At 54.2% G+C, this 17545-nt stretch carries 16 protein-coding genes; 6 read left to right on the top strand and 10 right to left on the bottom strand.

Translation table 11 applies throughout. From position 1 onward, the window contains the following. The first annotated feature begins 102 nt into the window (after positions 1 to 102). From pgpB to yciH, 5 genes are all read left to right on the top strand, one after another. Complete coding sequence (gene pgpB, locus IM317_RS10240) at positions 103 to 870, top strand: phosphatidylglycerophosphatase B (RefSeq protein ID WP_033146543.1); 768 nt, start codon at positions 103 to 105, stop codon at positions 868 to 870. Positions 871 to 1018: 148 nt separating this feature from the next. Further along, positions 1019 to 1327 (top strand): LapA family protein, encoded by a 309-nt coding sequence (locus tag IM317_RS10235; protein WP_023312067.1) that lies wholly within the window; start codon positions 1019 to 1021, stop codon positions 1325 to 1327. Positions 1328 to 1333: 6 nt separating this feature from the next. Next, entirely contained in the window at positions 1334 to 2503 is a 1170-nt protein-coding gene (gene lapB, locus IM317_RS10230) for a lipopolysaccharide assembly protein LapB (protein ID WP_023335944.1), read from the top strand. A gap of 185 nt (positions 2504 to 2688) precedes the next feature. Beyond that, positions 2689 to 3426: an orotidine-5'-phosphate decarboxylase gene (pyrF, locus tag IM317_RS10225; protein WP_033146542.1), complete on the top strand. Its 738-nt coding sequence runs from the start codon at positions 2689 to 2691 to the stop codon at positions 3424 to 3426. Continuing rightward, positions 3426 to 3752, top strand: coding sequence for a stress response translation initiation inhibitor YciH (gene yciH, locus IM317_RS10220; RefSeq protein ID WP_023312064.1), 327 nt, complete (start codon positions 3426 to 3428; stop codon positions 3750 to 3752). Before pyrF ends, yciH begins: the two co-directional genes overlap by 1 nt. A gap of 105 nt (positions 3753 to 3857) precedes the next feature. Here yciH and osmB read toward each other — a convergent pair whose 3' ends face one another. The 3 genes from osmB to IM317_RS10205 all read right to left on the bottom strand — a co-directional run bounded on the left by osmB (position 3858) and on the right by IM317_RS10205 (position 5318). Then, complete coding sequence (gene osmB, locus IM317_RS10215) at positions 3858 to 4076, bottom strand: osmotically-inducible lipoprotein OsmB (RefSeq protein ID WP_008501216.1); 219 nt, start codon at positions 4074 to 4076, stop codon at positions 3858 to 3860. Positions 4077 to 4339: 263 nt separating this feature from the next. Next, positions 4340 to 5092, bottom strand: a complete 753-nt coding sequence (locus tag IM317_RS10210) for a DNA-binding transcriptional regulator YciT (protein WP_023312063.1) — start codon at positions 5090 to 5092, stop codon at positions 4340 to 4342. A 43-nt stretch (positions 5093 to 5135) separates the two neighbouring features. After that, positions 5136 to 5318, bottom strand: a complete 183-nt coding sequence (locus tag IM317_RS10205; protein ID WP_024907126.1) for a hypothetical protein — start codon at positions 5316 to 5318, stop codon at positions 5136 to 5138. A 193-nt stretch (positions 5319 to 5511) separates the two neighbouring features. Here IM317_RS10205 and IM317_RS10200 point away from each other — a divergent pair, with 193 nt between their 5' ends. Then, on the top strand, positions 5512 to 6381 hold the full coding sequence (locus IM317_RS10200; protein WP_033145739.1) for a crotonase/enoyl-CoA hydratase family protein: 870 nt from the start codon (positions 5512 to 5514) through the stop codon (positions 6379 to 6381). Here the strand turns inward: IM317_RS10200 and pdeR are convergent. The 7 genes from pdeR to IM317_RS10165 form a co-directional block, all read right to left on the bottom strand. After that, complete coding sequence (pdeR, locus tag IM317_RS10195; RefSeq protein ID WP_029740520.1) at positions 6378 to 8369, bottom strand: cyclic di-GMP phosphodiesterase; 1992 nt, start codon at positions 8367 to 8369, stop codon at positions 6378 to 6380. The two genes, IM317_RS10200 and pdeR, sit on opposite strands and share 4 nt — an antisense overlap. A gap of 323 nt (positions 8370 to 8692) precedes the next feature. Continuing rightward, entirely contained in the window at positions 8693 to 10627 is a 1935-nt protein-coding gene (locus IM317_RS10190; protein WP_033145738.1) for an exoribonuclease II, read from the bottom strand. A gap of 88 nt (positions 10628 to 10715) precedes the next feature. After that, on the bottom strand, positions 10716 to 11702 hold the full coding sequence (locus IM317_RS10185; protein WP_033145737.1) for a CMD domain-containing protein: 987 nt from the start codon (positions 11700 to 11702) through the stop codon (positions 10716 to 10718). A 153-nt stretch (positions 11703 to 11855) separates the two neighbouring features. Continuing rightward, positions 11856 to 12644 carry an enoyl-ACP reductase FabI gene (gene fabI, locus IM317_RS10180; protein WP_003856831.1) on the bottom strand — a complete coding sequence of 263 codons (789 nt, stop codon included), beginning with the start codon at positions 12642 to 12644 and terminating at the stop codon, positions 11856 to 11858. A gap of 270 nt (positions 12645 to 12914) precedes the next feature. Continuing rightward, positions 12915 to 16007, bottom strand: coding sequence for a multidrug efflux RND transporter permease subunit (locus IM317_RS10175; RefSeq protein ID WP_033145736.1), 3093 nt, complete (start codon positions 16005 to 16007; stop codon positions 12915 to 12917). 4 nt (positions 16008 to 16011) lie between these two features. Beyond that, positions 16012 to 16920 carry an ABC transporter six-transmembrane domain-containing protein gene (locus IM317_RS10170; protein WP_060568766.1) on the bottom strand — a complete coding sequence of 303 codons (909 nt, stop codon included), beginning with the start codon at positions 16918 to 16920 and terminating at the stop codon, positions 16012 to 16014. Positions 16921 to 17044: 124 nt separating this feature from the next. After that, a complete protein-coding gene (locus IM317_RS10165; RefSeq protein WP_033146540.1) occupies positions 17045 to 17431 on the bottom strand; it encodes a hypothetical protein in 387 nt (128 codons plus the stop codon). Between the last annotated feature and the right edge of the window lie 114 nt (positions 17432 to 17545).

Raw genomic sequence — 17545 nt, 5'->3', positions numbered from 1 at the left:
ATGGGCACCATGCTATATGAACGTTAAACGCACGATCCGACATATCCACCAGGATGATTAATTTCAGTTATGATTGTGACGCTTAGCGAAAAAGGAGAAGACATGCTTTCAATCGCCAGACGTACGGCAGCAGGTGCGGCCATTTTACTGATTATGCCTCTGGCCGTATGGCTTTCAGGCTGGATGTGGCAGCCCGGGCATAATGCCACGTGGCTGAAAACGTTATACTGGATAACGGAAACGGTCACCCAGCCGTGGGGGATTATTACCCACGTACTCCTCTGCGCCTGGTTTCTGTGGTGCCTGCGCTTTCGTCTGCGCGCGGCGCTGATGCTCTTTGCGATCCTCGGGGGCGCTATCCTTGTCGGTCAGGGCGTGAAGTCCTGGGTTAAAGATCGCGTTCAGGAGCCGCGTCCTTTTGTCGTCTGGCTGGAAAAAACGCATCATGTTCCGGTAGATGAGTTCTACAATTTAAAGCGTAAAGATCGTGGCGCGCTGGTGAAAGAACAGCTTGCGGAACAGCAGGATATCCCGAAATTCTTGCGCAAACACTGGCAGAAAGAGACCGGGTTCGCGTTTCCTTCCGGCCACACCATGTTTGCGGCCAGCTGGGCGTTGCTGGGGGTTGGGCTGCTTTGGCCAAGGCGTCGAACGATCACTATCGTGGTTTTACTGATCTGGGCGACGGGGGTTATGGGCAGCCGCCTGCTGCTGGGAATGCACTGGCCGCGCGACCTGGTCGTCGCCACGCTCATCTCATGGCTGCTGATTATGATGGCGACCTGGCTCACTGAACGATTCTGCGGCCCGCTAACGCCACCGCCAGAAGAGAAAGAAGAAATAGCCGAAAGGGACCAGACAGACGCCTGACGGTTGATATTCCGCATTTTGGCCATAGATCCATGACCTGCGCGTCACTTTTTCCGTTTCGCGCTCGTCGCTAAAATGGTAGTTTATAAGGCTGATTGCGGTGAATTGAACACACTTTATTCGCTTGAACCACATAACGGGAAGTAATGTGAAATATTTACTCATTTTCTTACTGGTATTGGCGATTTTTGTCATTTCAGTCACGTTGGGTGCACAAAACGATCAGCAGGTGACGTTTAACTATCTGCTGGCTCAGGGTGAGTATCGCGTCTCGAGCCTGCTGGCGGTCTTATTTGCTGCCGGCTTTGCCATTGGCTGGCTGGTTTGCGGTCTGTTCTGGCTGAAAGTCCGTGTTTCTCTTGCGCGCGCTGAACGTAAAATTAAGCGACTCGAAAATAACATTGCCCCTGCGTCTGACATCCCGGAAAGCTCTGGTGTGCCGGTCGTGAAGGAATAATCGACTATGCTGGAGTTGTTGTTTCTGCTTTTGCCTGTAGCCGCAGCCTATGGCTGGTATATGGGCCGCAGAAGTGCGCAACAAACAAAACAGGATGAGGCCAACCGCCTCTCCCGCGACTACGTTGCGGGGGTGAACTTCCTCCTGAGCAATCAGCAGGACAAAGCGGTAGACCTGTTCCTCGATATGCTTAAAGAGGATACGGGGACGGTTGAAGCGCATCTCACCCTGGGCAACCTGTTCCGCTCGCGCGGCGAGGTCGATCGCGCCATTCGTATTCATCAGACCCTGATGGAAAGCGCCTCGCTGACCTACGATCAACGTCTCCTTGCGGTGCAACAGCTGGGGCGGGATTACATGGCCGCGGGGTTGTACGATCGCGCTGAAGATATGTTCGCGCAGCTGGTGGACGAAACAGATTTCCGCATCGGCGCGCTGCAGCAGCTCCTGCAGATTTATCAGGCCACCAGCGACTGGCAGAAAGCCATTGATACCGCTGAACGTCTGGTGAAGCTGGGTAAAGATAAGCAGCGCGTTGAGATCGCCCATTTCTACTGTGAGCTTGCGCTTCAGCAGATGGGCAACGACGACATGGATAAAGCCATGGCGCTGCTGAAGAAAGGCGCCGCGGCGGACCGCAACAGCGCGCGAATATCCATCATGATGGGGCGCGTCTTTATGGCGAATGGCGACTACGCCAAAGCCGTTGAAAGCCTGCTGCGGGTTATCGACCAGGACAAAGAGCTGGTCAGTGAAACGCTGGAAATGCTGCAAACCTGCTATCAACAGCTCGACAAGCAGGAAGAGTGGGTAGCGTTCCTGCGTCGCTGCGTGGAAGAAAATACTGGCGCCACCGCTGAACTGATGCTCTCAGACGTCGTTGAGCAGTATGAGGGGAGCGACACCGCGCAGGTTTATATTACGCGTCAGCTGCAGCGTCATCCGACCATGCGGGTGTTCCACAAGCTGATGGATTACCATCTGAACGACGCTGAAGAAGGGCGCGCCAAAGAGAGCCTGATGGTGCTGCGCGACATGGTTGGCGAACAGGTGCGCAGCAAGCCGCGCTATCGTTGCCAGAAGTGTGGTTTTACCGCGTATACGCTCTACTGGCACTGTCCTTCCTGCCGCGCCTGGTCCACCATCAAGCCAATCCGCGGCCTGGACGGGCAATAATTTTTTAAAACGCCGCATTTTAGTTACAACATACTGATGGTTTTTCCACTGTCCTGTGCTCCGTGCGGTTAGCCGGCCTGGCAGGCGCGTAAATGGATCCTGTCAATTTGCGGCGTCGGCAGGTAGAATGCTGGCCGTTTATCTGTTCCGCGCCGCTGCGCGCCCATAGACGAAAAGGGCTGGTCATGACGTCTGTTACATCCTCCACTTCCCGCGTAATTACGGATTCTCCTGTTGTTGTTGCGCTTGATTACAATAAGCGTGACGCTGCACTGGCGTTTGTCGACGGCATCGACCCTCGCGACTGCCGTCTGAAAGTTGGCAAAGAGATGTTCACGCTGTTTGGACCGCAAATCGTTCGCGATCTGCAGCAGCGTGGCTTTAACGTTTTCCTCGACCTGAAATTCCACGATATCCCGAATACCACGGCGCATGCCGTTGCCGCAGCCGCAGAGCTGGGCGTATGGATGGTCAACGTCCATGCATCGGGTGGGGCAAGAATGATGACGGCCGCCCGTGAGGCGCTCCTGCCGTTCGGTAAAGATGCACCGTTGCTGATTGCGGTCACCGTGCTGACCAGTATGGACGAAAACGATCTACGCGACCTGGGCGTGACGTTGTCACCCACCGAGCATGCCGAACGTCTCGCGCGTCTGACGCAGCATTGCGGCCTGGATGGCGTCGTCTGCTCCGCGCAGGAAGCGGTACGTTTCAAATCAGCGCTGGGCCAGGATTTTAAACTGGTTACGCCGGGTATTCGTCCTGCAGGCAGCGAAGTGGGCGATCAGCGCCGCATTATGACGCCTGAGCAGGCGCTGGCTGCTGGCGTTGACTACATGGTCATCGGGCGTCCGGTAACGCAGTCTGCCAACCCGGCTGAGACGCTTAAGGCTATCAACGCATCGCTGAAAAAGGGGGCCTAATGACCGATTCCAACAGCCGTCTGGTCTATTCAACCGATAGCGGGCGTATAGACGAGCCGAAAGCGAAAGTGGAACGTCCAAAGGGGGACGGCATCGTTCGGATCCAGCGCCAGACCAGTGGACGAAAAGGGAAAGGGGTTTGCCTTATCTCCGGCATTGACCTGGATGATGCTGAACTGGCAAAGCTGGCGGCCGAGTTGAAAAAAAAATGTGGCTGCGGCGGCGCCGTGAAAGACGGCATTATTGAAATCCAGGGAGATAAGCGCGATTTAATAAAATCTCTGCTGGAAGCCAAAGGGATGAAGGTCAAACTGGCAGGCGGTTAAAATAAATGAGCCACGGCAAATGCCGTGGCTCGTGTTATATACGTGCGTATGTCAGACCTGAAATGCGTTCAAATATCGCAATACCGGGGAAGGCTTAGATAATAATTATTTGCCAACCTGGTGACCGATAATACCACCGACAGCAGCGCCACCTAATGTACCCAGCGTACTACCATCCGTTAATACTGCACCACCGAGAGCACCGGCACCGGCACCAATAGCGGTGTTACGGTCACGTTTAGACCAGTTAGAGCACGCGCTCAGGGACATTGCTACAGTGATTGCCAGAACAGCGGCGGCTAATTTTTTGCTGGTTAAGGTCATAATACTTTCTCCTGAATTATCGATTCACGGAAAGATGTACACGTTAAGCATAGACGAATCGAATACTTAATTCTGTTCTCCGTGAAAGCTGGTCGCGCAGGCGTTACGTAATCACGCAGGTGATAGTCACTTCCTGTTATATCGCTAACATTAATTTTACGACTTTAATGCAGGTTAAACAGGTAAAAACTCTTAAAGAAGTACCAGGAATCATCTCAGAGAAAGAAGGGCGTATGCGCCCGAAATTCGGGCGCGGAGGGAACTCAGGCGGTCGTTTTAATAATATTGACGATCAGCCCGTCATCTTCCAGTTTATTACGGTGCGCATCGCTCAACCGTTCATCGGTAATCACGCGGCTAAAGCGTGAAACCGGGCCCATCGTATAAGGGTGAACGGCGCCAAATTTAGAGCTGTCGGTCAGCACAATGGCTTCACACTCTTTTTCCAGCACGGCATTCACCACGTCAGAGCGCATCATATCCCGGCCGGTAAAACCTGTCTCCGGCTGCCAGCCGTCAATCCCGATAAAGGCCTTGCTGAAATGAACCTGCTGAACATACTGACGGGTCAGCGGGCCAACCATGCTTTCACTTTTTTTCTGGTAAATACCGCCCAGCAGAATCACCTCGCAGCGCGTCTCTTTGAGCAAATGCGCGATATAGCTGCTGACGGTGATGATGGTAACGTCTTTTTGATCGGCAAGCGTGCGCGCCAGAAGGGCATTGCTGCTGCCGTTTTCAATAAAGACGGTCTCGCCGTTGTTCACCAGGGACGCGGCAAATTCCGCCAGTTCACGTTTGAGCGCGTAATTATTCATCATGCGCGTCTCAACGTCGTCACTGTCCAGCGGGACAGCATATCCGTGCGCGCGACGCAGGTAGCTCTGTTTTTCCAGCAGATTAAGATCCTGACGGATGGTGACTTCAGAAACGCCGGTGGTTTTAGCGAGATCGACTACGCTTACGCGTCCCTGATCGATGACCATCTGCAAAATGAGTTGTTGTCGGGAATTCATAGCATCCATTTAATAAAGCGAAACGAGGTCGGAGACGGTGGGATTAAACTTCCCACGGCGCTTTTGGCTGTCTGTTTTCTGGCGCATTGTCAGCACCATTCTGAGCAAGAAGTTCAGACTTCAGGATCTCGAGATTACGGATAGCAGAGTGATAATCGCCCGCCACCAGGATATCCAGCACGGTATCAATTCGTTGTGCTACAGCTTGTGCGTCAATAGTCGACATAATCTCACCCCAGGCGCGAAAAGTTAATATTTTCAATGATGCAGAAAATAGGATCAAAAGAGAAGGGAAAAAATGCAATAACTAAATTACATAAACGTAAGTGATAAATTTATTCCCCCTCATGCAGCAGGCTTAATGACTGGATTAGTCTAAAACTGCGCGCAAGGCGCTTTTTTATAAGAGGAATTAGACTATGACAGTTATCAATCAGCCTACCTGCACACTGTTTACCGATACTGAACGGTTCACGCAGCTGTCAGGATATTACGAGGCGGAGCGTCACACGGTCTGGATGATGCTGCGGGCTCAGCCACGTCCTTGCTTTAACCATGCGTTAATAGAGGAGATCATGAACTTTTCATGGCTGGTTCGCCAGTCTGGGTTTGCGGTTGATTTTTGGGTAACCGGATCGCTGGTTCCCGAGATGTACAATACGGGCGGAGATTTACAGTTCTTCGTCGAGTGCATTCAGAACGGACGTCGGGAAGCGTTACGGGCGTACGCTCGCGCCTGCGTTGATTGCGTCCATGCGGCCTCACGGGGGTTTGATACGGGAGCCATCACTCTGGCAATGGTAGAAGGCAGTGCGTTAGGGGGCGGGTTTGAGGCCGCTCTGGCGCACCATTTCGTCCTGGCTCAGCGCGATGCCCGTTTAGGTTTCCCGGAGATTGCCTTCAACCTGTTTCCGGGTATGGGAGGATATTCCCTGGTTGCACGCCGTTCAGGCATGAAGCTGGCGGAGGAACTCATCTACAAAGGGGAATCCCATACGGCTGAATGGTACGAACAGCACGGGCTGGTGGATGTCCTGTTTGAACCGGGACAAAGCTATGTCTCCACCCGAACCTTCATCGATACGCTGCGGCCAAAACTGAATGGCGTAAGGGCGATGCTGCGCGCCCGTACGCGCGTTCTGCAATTGCCTCGCAGTGAACTGATGGACATCACGGAAGACTGGGTTGATGCCGCTTTCTGCCTGGAGCCGAAAGATATCGCCTACATGGAGCGTCTGGTCACGCTGCAAAACCGCCATCACGCGGTGGGCCTGCGTAAAGCCAGTTAACGTTGATTTCGCGCTTGATATCGTTTTAGCCATCGCTCGAATGCGGCAGCGGGCATCGGCTTAGCAAACAGAAAACCCTGCCGTTCGTTGACGCCGTTCTTGGTCAGAAAGGCGTCTTCTTTTGCATTCTCCACACCCTCGGCAATCACCTGCAGATTTAACGCCTGCGCCACCGCGACGATAGCGCGCACCAGCGACTGGGAAATAGACTGCTTATGAATATCCCTGACGAAAGATTGATCGAGCTTAATGGCGTCGATAGGGAAGCGGGCCAGCTGAGAAAGGGAAGAGTAGCCGGTGCCAAAATCATCCAGATGAATTTGCGCCCCGAGTCTGCTGAACTGCTGGATCACGGACAGCGCCAGCTCTTCATTTTCGATAAGACAGCTTTCGGTCAACTCAACGTCGACCGGGCAGTATTCAAAATTCAGATCCTTCAGCGCCTGCTTTAAGTCGCTGAAGATGGTCTGGTCGGCCAGCTGGCGTGCAGAGACGTTCACCGCCACGCGCAGGTTTATTCCCTTATCGCGCCATTTTGCCACCTGGCGAACCACATCGAGCATCACCCAGCGGCCCAGCGGCACAATCAACCCCGACTCCTCGGCATAAGAGATAAACTCCAGCGGCGGGATCAGGCCGCGTTCTGGTGATTGCCAGCGGACCAGCGCTTCAAGGCTTCTGACTTCTCCACGCCAGGTTATTTTCGGCTGATAGTGGATCAGAAGCTGATCGTTATCCAGTGCCTTGCGCAGGTTGGTATCCAACCAAAGATACTCAAACACGCGCTGGTTCATCTCGGGTGAGAAGACGCAGAACTTGCCCCGGCCGTTCTCTTTGGCGGTGTACATGGCGGTATCGGCGTTGCGAATAACGCTTTCCCGGTCGTTCCCGTGCTGCGGGGCGAGGGCGATACCCAGAGAGCAGCCGGTATAAATCTCAATCAGACCGATTCGGAACGGCTGGCGCAGACGGGTTAAAATGCGCGACGCCATCGCCTCCAGAGAGCCCTGAGAGGTATTGGTGGCCATGACGATAAACTCATCGCCGCCAAGACGCGCCAGCACCTGTTCCTCGTCCAGACAGCTCAAGATGGCGAGGGCGACAGCCTGCAACAGCTGATCGCCAAACATATGCCCGTAAGCGTCATTGACCTTTTTAAAGTTATCCAGATCGAGATACACCACGCCCACCTGCGTGTCGCCGCGGTTGTCGATAGCGTCAGAAATCAGATCGTGGATCGCATTGCGGTTGGGCAGGCCGGTGATGGTATCGGTATTGGCCAGCACGCGCAGCCGCTCCTGAGCGCGGCGCTCCTCGGTAATATCTGTCCCGGAACAGATAAGGAAAATTTCATTTTTACCGCTGCCGCTGTGCACGAATTTGTTTCTGAACAGAAACAGCCGCTGCCCTTTACGCGTTTTGATCCAGCGTTCGACTTCGTAGGAACTGCCGTTGCGAAAAAAACCGGTAATATTGCGCTTTGAGGCTGCCGCTTCGCTGCGGCTCATAAACAGCTTAAACACGTTCTGCCCAATCACTTCTTGCTCTTTCAGGCCGGTGTACTCTTCGCTAAGCCGGTTAAAACGCTGAATATTGCCGTGCTGATCGAGAATAACAATGACGGAGTTGGCCTCAGAGACAACCTGTTCCGCGAAAGAGAGCCCCTGAGCCAGATCGCGCGCCACGGAGGGCGTATCGTTCCAGGCGGAAGCGGTGCCTGCCCACTCGTTGCGGGTAATTTTACGGCCCACAAGATGAACCGGGACATCTTCTCCGTACAGGGAGAGCGACATGGAAATGCTGGAGGTAATAACGGTTAAATGACGGATGAGATCGGCCTGTTCATCGTCCAGCGCCACGACCTGAGTGACATCGGCATTTTCGCTGGTGGAAAGGTGCAGAGCGTTGCTGTCAGCTGACAGGCGCCACCACGGGCTGTGAGTTCCCATGTAGCGAAACAGCAAGTTCTGCTCCAGATCGTCCATCATGTTTTCTCCCGCAGCTGTTCATTAGCGCACAAATTATTCATTTGCTGTCGACTTTTCCGTTGAGAAACAGCGGCAAAACCGAAGTGAACCTGTTGTTTTTCCCTGCTTTCTTATAATAAAACGAGTCAGGTTAAAAAGGATACTGAGCGTATAGAAATTCACGTAACCGAATATAACAACACTCTTTTACTGTAGATAATTATGGCGGTTTTGGGCGAAGGGATGCTGAAAATAGTAAGGAAAAATAATGATTTTGTGGCGGGGATAAAAAGAAAAATTGTCGGCCCTTCCGGAAAGGAAACGGCCGACAATTGAACCGGTTATCAGGCGACAGGGCGCGCGATAATACTGCGGGTTTCCATGCGAACTTCGGCGATAGTAACGTCAATCACGTCGGTGACTTTGTAAACTGTTTCACCTTTAATTTGCACGGTACCGTTTTCCTGGCTACAGACCATTTCGTCACGAACCGCGTGCAGGAACGGCGCAGGAATAAACGCGACAGCACCGTTATCGACCAGACGGACGCGCATCCCCCCGCGGCTGATATCGATGATCTCTGCGGCGAAACGTGTGTCCGTACCGGCTTTATCCTGCAGGAAGCGCGCGTACAGCCAGTCTCCAACGTCACGTTCCGCCATGCGGTTCAGGCGGCGGCGATCGGCCATCTGCAGCGTGGTGTCCTCCTGAGGACGGGCAATGGTTTCACCTTTGATAATCGCTTTCAGCAGACGGTGGTTGACCATATCGCCATACTTACGGATCGGCGATGTCCAGGTGGCGTAAGCTTCGAGGCCAAGACCAAAGTGCGGGCCAGGTTCGGTGCTGATTTCAGCGAAGGACTGGAAGCGACGAATGCGGCTGTCCAGGAAGCCCGACGGCTGCGCGTCCAGCTCGCGGCGAAGCTTGCAGAAGCCCGGCAGCGTCAGCACTTCTTCCGGATCAACGTGCACATCGTGAGTCTTCAGCAGGGCCGCCAGCGCTTCGGTATTCGCCGGATCAAACCCGGTGTGGACGTTGTAAATGCCAAAGCCCAGCCTGTCGCGCAGCACGCGTGCGGCGCAGATGTTGGCGGAAATCATCGCCTCTTCAACGATGCGGTTCGCAATGCGTCGCGGTTCGGCCACGATGTCCAGCACTTCGCCTTTCTCGCCCAGAACAAAGCGATAATCCGGGCGGTCTTTGAACACCAGCGCATGGGTTTTACGCCACTCGCCGCGGTTCAGGCAGATGCGATGCAGCAGGCGGATTTGCGCGGCAATGGCGTCTGATTCAGGTTTCCAGCTACCGGTATTTTCAAGCCAGTCGGAGACGTTATCGTAGGCCAGCTTGGCTTTCGATTCGATGGTGGCGGCAAAGAACTCGATATCGTCTTCAATCGCGCCATCTGCGGCGATAGTCATGCGGCAGGCAAGGACCGGGCGCACTTCATTTGGACGCAGCGAGCAGAGATCGTCTGACAATTCGCGCGGCAGCATCGGAATGTTGAAGCCCGGCAGGTAGTTGGTGAACGCACGGATTTTCGCCGCGTCATCCAGCTTGCTGCCTTCGGCAATCCAGGCGGTTGGATCGGCAATGGCGACGGTCAGATGCAGTTTGCCATCGGCGCTCTCTTCAGCGTACAGCGCGTCATCCATATCTTCCGTGCTGGCGCTGTCGATGGTGACAAACTCCAGCGCGGTGAGATCGCGGCGCGTCAGACCTTCGTCCTGCATCTCGGTCGCTACGCCGTTCGGCGCTTCTTTTTCAAGATTGTGGCGTGCCAGCGTGACCCACCATGGCACGAAATGGTCGGCGCCAAAGGTGATGAACTGGGTCAGCTCAGCATAAAAACCGCGATCGCCTTTCAGAGGATGACGGCGCATTTCTGCTACGGCCCAGTCACCTTCTTTAAAATCATGCTCAACGCCACGGGCGGCGCGGCAGGGAATAGCATCTTTCAGCAGGGGATGATCCGGCACGATAGCAAGACGATCGTCTTTTCTCTGCACCTTGCCCACAAAACGGGTCAGGAACGGTTCGATCAGTTCTTCCGGCTCGGCAGACTCGCGGTCCTTCTCGGTATGAATGACGGCCATGACGCGATCGCCATGCATCACTTTCTTCATCTGCGGAGGCGGAATGAAGTAGCTTTTCTGCGCGTCAACCTCAAGGAAGCCAAAGCCCTTTTCCGTGGCTTTTACGACCCCTTCTGCACGCGGCGTCTGGGAATGCAGTTGCTGTTTAAGCTGCGCTAGCAGCGGGTTGTCCTGAAACATAATGTTCTATTTTCGTAGCCATTGAGCGGCTGACAGTTTTACGCGATTCTCACTGTCTCAGCAAGCGCTCTTTGGGTAATTAGTATGGTTATTCCTCTTTACCAAACGCGACTTTCAGACGATTGAGCCAGCCATCAAACGCGCTCCGGGTAAGCAGCGTGATGGCATGTTCGCCGGGGAGTCCTTGATCCGTGAGCGGGGTAAACTGCGCGGCGCTGAAGCGGTCCGGAGAGCGCGTCAGCAGTTCGACCGCCGCCGAAAGTGCGGGGGACGTCAGCGGGATCGCTTCGCGGGTGTTTAACAGGATTTCTCCGGTCAGGTCGAGCAGCGACGGCTCGTGGCAAAGGACCGGCGTCAGCGCCTCCAGCGTGGGTTCTGCCTGCCAGCGGGACAGCGACTCAAGCTGATGCGCACTCGCATAGCGCAGCTCGACGACGGGCAACAGCGGCACCCAGGCGGCGTGGCTCGCGGGCAGCGTGTGCGGCTGAATATGATGGCCTGGCAACCAGCGAACGGGGTGTACTAACAGCGCCTGAAAAACCGCGACCACGCGCGCCTGAAAACCAATAAACCCGATAATCTGGTTAATCACCACAATGTCATAGATTGACAGGCCGACCTCATCAAGCTGGTTCTGCGCTTTATCATCAATCACATCAGGAGAGCTGGCGAGCTGGCGGGCATACTGCGTAATTTGTGCCAGACGTCGGTTGCTTTCACGCGAGGAGTCGGGGCCGGGAAGCGGGGCGAGGAGGGCGGCGTAATGGTTACAGAGCCGCTGAACGCCACAGGCCTGGGCGACCGTTAGCGCGGTGCTGAGCCGATCGTAGGCGCTGAGCGTATGCAGGCGGTTCACGGGAATCGAGAGCGGAAACAGCTGGTGGCACAAGGCTCTGGCAGGGGTAAGCCAGCCAGAACAGGCGGCGACAATCTCATCAGGCAGGGCTAAATCGAGCAAAAAACGATCGTCGACGTTAGCGGCTTCGGGCACCAGAGGCAGAACATCTGTCTGCGCGTGGTTCGACTGGGTCTCGTGATACCAGTGGCCTTTGCCGGAAAAACGGCGTTGTTCCATGTGCGTTCCTTGATCTCAAAATGGCGATCAATATCCTGGCGTAAGGCAGATAAAGGGAAAAATATTGTTAGGTGATAACAAATAGCAGAACGGAATAACGAAGGGGTGGTGCGGGGGGAAAACTCTCTTCCCGTGCGGGAAGAGAGTCACAGCTTATTTAATTTCCAGCTCGTTCATTGCAGCGATGTTGAAGCCGCCGTCAACGTGAACCACTTCACCGGAGATACCAGCGGAAAGGTCAGAGCACAGGAATGCTGCAGAGTTACCCACATCTTCAATGGTAACGGTACGACGAATCGGGGTAACCGCTTCGCAGTGTGCCAGCATTTTACGGAAATCTTTAATACCGGAAGCTGCCAAGGTGCGGATAGGACCTGCAGAGATGGCGTTAACGCGCACGCCTTCAGGACCCATTGCGTTCGCCATGTAGCGTACGTTGGCTTCCAGAGAGGCTTTCGCCAGGCCCATAACGTTGTAGTTAGGGATAGCACGCTCAGCGCCCAGGTAGGACAGGGTCAGCAGGGCTGCGCCCGGGTTCAGCATCGCTCGGCAGGATTTCGCCATCGCAACGAAGCTGTAGGAGCTGATGTCGTGAGCGATTTTGAAGCCATCACGGGTAACCGCGTTCACGTAGTCGCCGTCCAGCTGGTCGCCAGGAGCGAAGCCAATGGAGTGAACGAAACCGTCGAATTTCGGCCATGCTTTTGCCAGTTCAGCAAACATGCCGTCGATGCTTTCGTCTTGTGCAACGTCACATTCCAGAACGATGCTGGAACCCAGCTGCGCGGCAAACTCTTCAACACGGCCTTTCAGCTTGTCGTTCTGGTAGGTGAACGCCAGCTCAGCGCCTTCGCGATGCATTGCCTGTGCGATGCCGTATGCGATGGACAGTTTGCTGGCAACGCCAGTCACCAGAATGCGCTTACCGGAAAGAAAACCCATAGCTTTAATCCTTATATTCATTGCTAATTTTGCCTTGTAATTCATAGCGTTACAGGCAGTATTTCAAAATCATTCGAAATTAGCTCGAAATTATAGCCCACTCACAGCCCCTTGTGTCACGATATTTCTCGCTGTTCTCCGAAGACGCCTGTCCCGAAGAATGCGCCGCGGACTCGCGGGGGCTCAAAATTTCAGCATTCGTCCAGTATATCACCCGGCAACAGGTTCACCTCATCCAACCAGCGAGGAAGCGCGATCCCGCGAGGGTATTCACGCTTTCCTGATATTGTCGATGAAGCGCGCGATGACGATAAAGAAAACCGGTACGAAGAAAATGGCGAGAAGCGTACCGCTAATCATGCCGCCAAATACGCCGGTACCGATGGCATGCTGCGTACTGTCGCTCGCACCATTGGCCAGCATCAACGGAACAACCCCTAAGGTGAAGGCTAACGACGTCATCAGAATAGGGCGCAGACGCTGGCCGGCGGCATGAATGGTTGCCGCCAGCAGGGGCTGCCCCTGGCGATGGAGCTGCCTCGCAAATTCAACAATCAGAATGGCGTTCTTGGCCGACAGGCCAATAAGCGTAATCAGGCCGACCTTGAAGAAAACGTCATTCGTCATGCCGGCAACGGACACCGCGATCACCGCGCCGATAAGACCCAGCGGAACGACCAGCATGACCGCAAACGGAATAGACCAGCTCTCATACAGGGCGGCCAGCACCATAAACACGACCAGTATCGACAGGACGATAAGGCCCGGAAGCTGAGATTCCGATTTTCTCTCCTGCAATGAACTGCCGGCCCACTCGCCAGCCATGCCCTGAGGCAGACTCCTGGACACGTCCTCCATAACCTTCATTGCGGTGCCGCTGGACTCTCCCGGCGCCGCATTTCCGGTAATGCGAATAGCCGAATATCCCTGATAACGCGTCAACTGCTGGGGCGCAACGTGCCAGGAAAGCGTGGCAAACGTCGATACCGGCACCATCTGCCCCATCCGGTTTTTCACTGATAATGTCAGTATCTGCTCAGGCTGCATTCGGTAGGGCGCATCGGCCTGAATAATCACCTGCTGAACGCGGCCGTTGTTCGTATAGTCATTGACGTAATTTGAGCCCAGGGTGACGGAGAGCGTCTGGTTGATTTCATCAAATGAGACGCCCATTGCTTCCGCCTTTTCTCTGTCCACCTGGAGCGCAAGGCTTGTTCCTTCCGGCAGACCGTCTATATACACGTCATTCAGTTCAGGGCGCTGGTTGGCCTGCAGGACCAGAGCGTCGGCAGCGCGCTTTAACGCCTCGTAGCCCAGTCCCGCTCTGTCCTGCACGTACCAGGTGAAGCCCGACGAGGTGCCCATATCCGAAATGGCCGGCGGGAGCAGGCTCATCGTGACGGCATCAGAGACGTTTGCCATGCTGGCCTGTATCCGGTCGGCTTCCCCCTGGGCCGTCGAGCCCTGCCGATCTTTCCAGTCCTTCAGCGTGGTGAAGGCCATAGCCGAGTTAGGTCCTGAACCTGAAAATCCAAACCCCAGGATCATAATGTTGCTTTCAATATCCGGCCGGGCCGCAATTTCCTCTTCAAATTTTTTAACCACGTTGAGGGTACGCTGCATCGTGGCATCAGAAGGCAGCTGGATTGAGGACATAAAGTAGCCCTGATCTTCGTCCGGCAGAAAGGACGACGGTAACGAAGACAATCCCAAAAACAGCGCAGCACAAAGCGCAGCGTACAGGAGCAGCATACGCCCGGTTCGCTTCAGAACGGCACCCAGCCCGGCTTCGTAACTGGCGGTGAGCGAACGAAAGCGCGCGTTAAACCCGACCGCGAACCTTCCGCCTCTCTTTCCTGGCTTATGCGGCTTGAGTAGCGTTGCGCACAGGGCAGGCGTCAGCGTCAGGGCAAGAAACGCGGACAGCAGTATGGAGACCGCCATGGAAATACAAAATTGTCGGTAGATAATCCCGACGGATCCTTCCGCAAACCCCATGGGGATAAAGACGGCGGTTAGCACCAGCGTGATGCCAATAATCGCCGGAGTGATTTCCTGCATGGCTTGCCGCGTGGCGTCACGCGGGGACAGGCTTTTTTCCTCCATCAGTCGTTCAACGTTCTCCACGACCACGATGGCATCATCAACGATAATCCCTATCGCCAGCACCATGCCGAACATCGTCAGAATATTGATGGAGTAGCCGCTCAACAGCATCACCGTGAAGGTGCCAAGAAGCGCGACGGGAGCAACAATCGCCGGGATAAGCGTACAGCGTATCTTGTGCAGAAACAGCAGCATAACCAGGAAGACCAGGACCATCGCTTCCACAAATGTCTGAACAACCTTCATGATAGAAAGTTTCACGAACGGCGCGGTGTCGAAGGGGATCGTAAACGCCATTCCTTCGGGTAACACCCGGGAAAGTTCGTCGATGCGCGCCCGTACGCCGGAAGCCGTGCTCATCGCATTCGCGCCAGGCGAGAGCTGGATTGCTGCCGCCGTTGCGGGCACGCCATTTTCACGGATACCAAAGGCGTAGCTTTGCAGGCCAGATTCAATCCGCGCAATGTCGGACAGTTTCAGGCGGGCACCGGATGCGTCAGATTTCAGGGTGATATTCCTGAACGCCTCAACCGAGGAGAGCTGTCCCTTCACGGTGATGGGATACGTCACCCCTTGTCCTGCAGAGGCTGGCTCATCTCCCGTTTTGCCGGGCGAAACCAGGGCATTTTGCTGGCCAACGGCGGTAAGAACATCGCTTACCGAAAGCCCGTAGCCGTGGAGCTTCATGGGATCCAACCAGATGCGCAGCGCTTTTTCGCCGCCAAACAGCTGAACTTTCCCTACGCCGGGCACGCGACGAAGCTCGTCACTGACGTTTCTGGCAAAATAGTCGCTTAAATCGGCTTCCTCAAATTGACCCGTCGCCGACTTCAGCCCCACCATCATTAAAAAGCCAGAGTTAGCGGCCTCGACGTTGATGCCGTTTTGCCTTACCGCCTGAGGCAGACGAGGCTCGACGATCTTAATCTGATTCTGCAGATCCATCTGCGCCAGCTTGATGTCCGTGCCCGGTTTAAAGGTGACGGTAATCGATGCCGAACCGGTTGTGTCACTGGATGATTCAAAGTAGAGCAAATTATCTACGCCGGAGATTTCGCGCTCGATTAACGATACCACCGACGTGTTCATGATATCGGGGCTGGCCCCGGGGTAACTGACGGAAATAATGATTCCAGGCGGCGCCACCGCCGGATACTGCGCAACCGGCAAACGGGGAATAGACAGGAGCCCTGCCAGGACGATAAAAAGCGCTACAACCCAGGCGAAAACGGGGCGTTCAATAAAAAAATGCGGCATTAAATTAACGTCCGGTTACGTGAATTTCATCATCAGTGGATACGCGCTTGCCGATATCCCTGAGCTGCGAAAATTTCTCAAGAAGCTGCGGCGCGTCATCGAGGCTCGTCGCGAACATCCACATGTAGGTCATCACCGAGTAAATATGTCCGGCGGTGATGCCGGTTGAGCGCGTCATCCAGACGATGGTCAGCGTAAAAAGCGCGGCAACAAGCACGCCGACCCACAAATAACCCCACGCCTCGCGGTCAGATAATGCGATACGCAAACGCGCCAGCGTGGAGTAATGGCGGTGAAGGGTAGCCGTGCCCGCCTTATGAACATAATCCACCTCTTTTTCCAGTCGATTATTCAGGCGCATGAACAGCCATTCATTTTTACGGGCATATCCTGAGACAAATCCGAGCAGGATAAATACAATCGCAAAGCACATGACGCCGGCCCAAAATTCAATAAGCAGCAACATGATTGCGGCACCAAAAAGTGAGCTCAGCGAGGTAATAAGCAGGGGAAGGTGCATTTCAAAGAAATCCACATATTCGCGCGAGAGCGTTACCCTGGCGGCGATCGCCGAATGGTTAAGCTGATATTTGCGCTGTGCCAGGACGACGGAAACCGCGAGTCCGGCATAAATGCGTGCAAACGTGCGCGTATCAACGCTCCGTCTGGCCGCACCGATGAACCACATACAAAGTACCATCAAGCCATACAGCGCGGCGTTAAGCGTTTCACCGGCGAGGATGGCATTTATCGCGATGCCAGCCAGAACGGGATAAAGTAAAAACGTCACGTTTTCGGCCACCACCAGGAAAAAAGTGACAACCAGTTTTTTCCGGTGCCGTATCGCGAGTTTTTTTAGCGAGTGCATCACTCCGGCAGGTTCAGAAGAACGAAGATTATTACGGTTCATCATTATGGGTAATTTTTATCAGATTTATTAGGTGAGTTATTTTTGTGCAAAATAGCGTGAGGGAGAGTCTACCGCGCGCCTGTTTAGCGGACATGGGCGGTTTGTGGAGGCTGTGTGGAGCAACGGCTCAAATCATTCTCATAATAAGGTACAGCGGGGCTCCACCAAAAAAAATGATCAAATAACACTCGTAGTAAAAGATAAGATCTTCTATATCGGGCATCGCGTTTAACAGAACGGTGAACGTAATAATGAGATAAACAAAAATCACCATCAGCCAGAAGGCGACGACGAGTAGCTCAGTTAACGCGCCGGCTTTATTCTGGATTATCAGAGAGACAACCGACAATGCAATGCAGCCATAGATGATGGGTGAAGAGAGCAGCGTTGAGGCGACTTTTTCATCCATTTTGTGTACCAGCATCAGCCAGGTATAAAGTAATACCCACGACAGCAGCAGGAACAGGGAATATATACCCAGTTTTTTAGGAGAGAAATATTTAGAAAGTTCCATGTTCATTATTTCAGCCAACTTCATAAAATCTTTAAGAAACAGTGGTAATTTGTAACGCGCAATGCACAAAGGGCTATGCCTCAATAGCGATTATGACCTGCCCCCACGATTAGA

Origin of the sequence: Enterobacter cloacae complex sp. S3 (genome assembly GCF_014930495.1) — a bacterium.
In the GTDB taxonomy this organism is placed as follows: Bacteria; Pseudomonadota; Gammaproteobacteria; order Enterobacterales; family Enterobacteriaceae; genus Enterobacter; species Enterobacter asburiae_B.
This window is presented reverse-complemented; position numbering and strand designations above follow the sequence as displayed.

Bases quoted from the DNA above. Each gene is read 5' to 3' on its own strand.
- pgpB (WP_033146543.1), top strand. From the start codon at position 103: ATGCTTTCAATCGCCAGACGTACGGCAGCAGGTGCGGCCATTTTACTG.
- lapB (WP_023335944.1), top strand. From the start codon at position 1,334: ATGCTGGAGTTGTTGTTTCTGCTTTTGCCTGTAGCCGCAGCCTATGGC.
- pyrF (WP_033146542.1), top strand. From the start codon at position 2,689: ATGACGTCTGTTACATCCTCCACTTCCCGCGTAATTACGGATTCTCCT.
- yciH (WP_023312064.1), top strand. From the start codon at position 3,426: ATGACCGATTCCAACAGCCGTCTGGTCTATTCAACCGATAGCGGGCGT.
- osmB (WP_008501216.1), bottom strand. From the start codon at position 4,076: ATGACCTTAACCAGCAAAAAATTAGCCGCCGCTGTTCTGGCAATCACT.
- IM317_RS10210 (WP_023312063.1), bottom strand. From the start codon at position 5,092: ATGAATTCCCGACAACAACTCATTTTGCAGATGGTCATCGATCAGGGA.
- IM317_RS10205 (WP_024907126.1), bottom strand. From the start codon at position 5,318: ATGTCGACTATTGACGCACAAGCTGTAGCACAACGAATTGATACCGTG.
- IM317_RS10200 (WP_033145739.1), top strand. From the start codon at position 5,512: ATGACAGTTATCAATCAGCCTACCTGCACACTGTTTACCGATACTGAA.
- pdeR (WP_029740520.1), bottom strand. From the start codon at position 8,369: ATGATGGACGATCTGGAGCAGAACTTGCTGTTTCGCTACATGGGAACT.
- IM317_RS10190 (WP_033145738.1), bottom strand. From the start codon at position 10,627: ATGTTTCAGGACAACCCGCTGCTAGCGCAGCTTAAACAGCAACTGCAT.
- IM317_RS10185 (WP_033145737.1), bottom strand. From the start codon at position 11,702: ATGGAACAACGCCGTTTTTCCGGCAAAGGCCACTGGTATCACGAGACC.
- fabI (WP_003856831.1), bottom strand. From the start codon at position 12,644: ATGGGTTTTCTTTCCGGTAAGCGCATTCTGGTGACTGGCGTTGCCAGC.
- IM317_RS10175 (WP_033145736.1), bottom strand. From the start codon at position 16,007: ATGCCGCATTTTTTTATTGAACGCCCCGTTTTCGCCTGGGTTGTAGCG.
- IM317_RS10170 (WP_060568766.1), bottom strand. From the start codon at position 16,920: ATGATGAACCGTAATAATCTTCGTTCTTCTGAACCTGCCGGAGTGATG.
- IM317_RS10165 (WP_033146540.1), bottom strand. From the start codon at position 17,431: ATGGAACTTTCTAAATATTTCTCTCCTAAAAAACTGGGTATATATTCC.